At 34.0% G+C, this 4,368-nt stretch carries 3 protein-coding genes; all 3 read right to left on the bottom strand.

Annotated elements, in window-relative coordinates:
- The coding region (locus K324_RS15825; RefSeq protein WP_026748889.1) for a RepB family plasmid replication initiator protein at positions 1-273 on the bottom strand (273 nt) is incomplete at its 3' end.
- 145 nt (positions 274-418) lie between these two features.
- Complete coding sequence (locus K324_RS0109255; RefSeq protein WP_036095472.1) at positions 419-1,168, bottom strand: hypothetical protein; 750 nt, start codon at positions 1,166-1,168, stop codon at positions 419-421.
- Positions 1,165-4,368: hemagglutinin repeat-containing protein (locus tag K324_RS14740; protein WP_026748891.1), on the bottom strand; the 3,204-nt coding region annotated here is incomplete at its 5' end. The genes K324_RS14740 and K324_RS0109255, both read right to left, overlap by 4 nt.

Genomic DNA, 4,368 nt, shown 5'->3' on the forward strand with positions numbered 1-4,368 from the left:
TACAAACCTAACAATTTCATCTTCAGTTTCCCAGCCATAAACACATTTTATCAATTTATTATACATTGATTTTAATTCTTTATGAAATGTTTCGATGCTATTTGAAGTTTCATACTGAATTAAATTTTTTAAATAATCAAAAGAAAATGTAACTTCTTCTTCCTTATCCCTCATTCTACTAATTATTGCAATAAATAAATCAAGTTCTTTTGATTTAAAATTTCTTAATGCTACTTTGTTCAGTTCATTTCTATATTTTACAATTTCATTCAATTAAAAACAACTAATAACTACTATTTTAAATTTGGTTGTTTTAAACGCTGTAATTTTTGGGTAAAAAGTTGTTTTAAAAATTCAGATTGTATGTAATATAGAAAAAAATAACCGCTGTCTTTTACAACAACGATTATTAAAAAAGTTATTTTTTGTAATTATATTCTTGAGCTACTGTTCCATCTTCTTTATATTCCCTTTGAAATATTATTTCACCATTTACCAGATGACTTTCTTTGTATAATTTACCATTTTTAGAATCATAATCCCATACAGTTCCAGTTTTGTTAAACAAGCTTTCTTTTTTCAAGATTTCTCCTGTATTTATATCATATATTTCATAATAATCTATATATTTATTATAATCATCTGGTGTAGAAAACGGATAATAATTATTTCTTTTAACAAGATGAGATTTTCTATAAAGCTTCCCATTATCATAATATTCTAATATATCTCCAAATGGGTTTCCATCTTTAAAATTTATTTCTAAACTATGGCTATTTCCTAATCCAAATCCCTTGTAACTAAACATTTTCCCATTAGGTCCATATTTATTATATTGTGCTGAAAATTGCAACCTATTTTCATCTCTTACTTCAAATCTTACCATTTTCTTATCTTTAACTTCTATGATTAGGTTTCCTGAAATATACAAATCTTCAATATAAAAATAACGAGGTATAAAAATCCTAAATGAAGTATCTGAATTTTTACATTCATAAATTCCATCTTCTTTAAATTTTATATTAGTCTTTCCTGTATAAGGATTAAATTTTTTATTATTTTCATCTTTTACTTTGAAATACTTACATACTTCATGACTGTTTAGTAAATTTTTAGAAAAAATTGGAGAAGAAATTATAATTAAGAAAACTGTTATTAATTTAATCATTTTATCGCTCCTTCTTTTATAGGTAATTGTGAACCCGCTTCTCTTAATCGTTTTATTAGTGTTGGCAGTGATGGAGAACCTACTTTCATTACTCCGCCATGAGAACCATCTTTGTTTTTTCCTTTTTCCATTTTTATAAATGTAACCTCAACTCCATGTCTATTGACATAAACATTATCTCCTTTAGGTATTAATTCTCCCTTGCTTACCATTCTTTTTACCGCTTTTTGTGTACTTTCATATGAACGGAAACCCATACCCGCTAATAAAGTGTTATCTTTTGTTAAATTTACAATATAAATTTTATTTGTACTTTCTTTAGTAATATTAGGTAGATTTTTTTCAATATAGCGAACTCTACCGTAAATAGATATTAGTTCATCAGTTTTTTCAATTTCATTTTTTCCTGCTGCCTGAAATAATCCATCTGCACTCATACTGTATCCAAGATCTATTTTTAAATCTTTATTTTTATGTTCAAAATTCGATATAGTTTCCGCCGCAACATTAGGTCTGTTATGAACTCTTATTCCAAGCCAGTCTAAATCTCCATCATGATTTATTTCAGGTCTATAGATATATTCTTTTGGAAAATCTAATAATTGCTTTAAACCTTCAACTCCTCTCCAATTTCCTACTCCTCCACCATGAAATAAACCAATGTCATCTCCTACATTTTCTCCAAAATCAACTTTACTATAATCCTTACCGTCTGATTTTATTGCCAATGGTTTATCATTATCTATATAAGATTCATAAAAATAGTCATTTGAAGCCTTTCCTGTACTTTCTAATCCTTTTTCATCAGTTCCAGTATTAACCTGTCTATTTTCAGTTCTTCCAATAATATGGCTTCCTTCTTCAGCAATAGTTCCAATTAGCCATGCCTTACTTTGATTTTCATCTGCTTCAGCATTGATTATTATTGTTCTTACACCATCCTTGATGTATGCTGCTCCAACTTTAGCATGTCCATTTTTATCAATTAGTTGTGGTGCATTCTTTGGATCAGAAAATATAATTTCTGTATCATAACCTAAATCTTTGTAAGCATTTTTAAAAGCATTTGCAATTTCTTCATGAGTATCAGCTTCATTAAGCCTTTTACCTGCTATGTTATTTACAGTTTCACTAAGCCTTACCTCTCTAAGCTGTCCAAAGAAGTTCCTGTTGTCATCCCCTCTGTCATTGATGGATTCCTTTATCGCTGTTGTTACATCAGATATTTCTTTTTTGGCTTTCCCAATATCCTCTTTCAGCTTAGCAGGATTAGTAGCATACTCAATAGTCTGGCTCTCAACATTGATATTTGTGCTGCTGTGAGTATCCCTTGTTACTTCATTGGCTTTTCCTAAGTCCCTGTTTATTGGACTTCCTTCAGCTCCTGCTATCTCAACATCTCCGACTACTGTGTTTCTTGTGATTCCTTGCTTGTCCCTGCTGTCCTGATTGAATCCAACGTTTGTAATTCTCGGTTTTCCTGTTGAAATTCCAAGTGATCCGCCTGTTGTCTTCATCGTGTCGTGATTCTGAATATCTTTTCCAATATAGCTGTCAATCTTGAATGTGGAGTTTCCTTCCTTGCCAACTACAGCTCCTGTATTTTCAAGAGTTCCAACGTGAAGATTGCTTCCCTCTCCAACAATAAATGTACTTTGGTTGTCTACAAATGCTCTATCTCCATTTGTTCTGCTTCCATTTATGTTTACAGAGCTTGGCACTCCGTTTGCACTTATTCCAAGGCTCATTCCGCTTGAGCTTCCAGTCGTTGTGCTTGTATTCTGTCTTGAAATAACTTCCACTTTTCCAATATTTCCAGTTAATTTTCCGCCTTCCTGGTTAAAGCCGTTTAGTACCATTGAGCCTGTATTGTTGTGAACTTCATTTACATTCTTGAAGTTTCCGTTCGCATAAACTGTTTCAACTGTATTCTGGTTGCTTTGGCTAGCTGAAATGCTTCCGCCATTTCCAGTAGTCTGTATTTTATGTCCATAGCCAATTGTAGCTCCTGCATTTATTCCCCTGTTTGAACTGCTTGAGCTGTAGCTGTTGTGAAGTTCCACAGCTTCTTTTTGAATATTGGCAACATTGTTGTAAATAAATGTTCCACCTTGTGCCTGTGTTCCCTGATACGTTATATTGTTTACATTGTTGTAGGTAATGCTTGAATTTTCATTTAAAGGCTTCATTGTCGTAACAGCCGCACTTTCAGTATGGGAGCTTGAATTACTTCTTGAACGTGTAAATCCAGCGTTTACTCCGATGTTGGCGTAGAAGTTGCTGTTTGCCATTGCATCTCTTGCCCCTTTTGCACCGACGCTTCCATTTACATAGTTTGTCTGTCTTGTTCCTTGATTGTCTGCAAGCCCTTTAATTGTCCCAGTTGCGGCATTTATCGCTTCCATAGCTCCGCCTGCCGTATCGCCATTCTTAATTTGACTTACAGCTTGGCCAACCTGTTTTGCCCTGTCTAATGCTGGGCTGTTTATTCCTGCTGATATTGTGAATCCGCTGCTCTTACTTGAAGTATGCACATCCCTTGTGTCAATTCTTGCACCATATTTTACATCGCCATTATTGATCTGGATATTTCCATATTCAAAGTTTGTAGCTGTAATTTCTGCTCCTCTGTTTAATACTGAGCCATTTCCAACTTGCAGGTTGGATTTTGCATTTACTGTACTCTTTTCATCGTATGTGTTCTGCGATTTTCCATATCCTGCTGATATTGTGCCGTGGCTTACTCCGCCATTAAATCCTTTGCTCCTGTTCTTTTCATAGTAGCTGTTGTGCAATTCCCTTGAGTCAGTTGTAACTTTTCCGCCTACAAAAGTGTTTTCCCCAAGAACAATGTTACTTCCTATCCCTTCAACATTTCCTGTGATTACAGCATTCTTTCCAAGCTGCAAGTTGCTTGCAACGTTTTCTTCCTGATGAGATTTTACATGGCTGCTGCTTGAGGCAAAAGTGCTTTTATTGCTTTGTCTTGATTCAATATCATAGGTGTTGATTACTGATTCGGCCCTTACATTCCCAACTGCAAGTCCTGTCGTGTCTTCAGCTATGAATGATGAGCCTCTTAGATTAAGGTTTCCAATTCTTCCTTCTGCTGAATTTGCGACTGCTCCACCGCCAAAATGTGTTGTTTCTGCATATTTTGAATAATTGCTTCCACTTATTCCAAGCGTGCTCTGCCCTGA

Source organism: Leptotrichia trevisanii DSM 22070, from assembly GCF_000482505.1.
In the GTDB taxonomy this organism is placed as follows: Bacteria; Fusobacteriota; Fusobacteriia; order Fusobacteriales; family Leptotrichiaceae; genus Leptotrichia; species Leptotrichia trevisanii.

Coding starts and splice junctions, on each gene's coding strand:
- K324_RS0109255 (WP_036095472.1), bottom strand. CDS start 1,168: ATGATTAAATTAATAACAGTTTTCTTAATTATAATTTCTTCTCCAATT.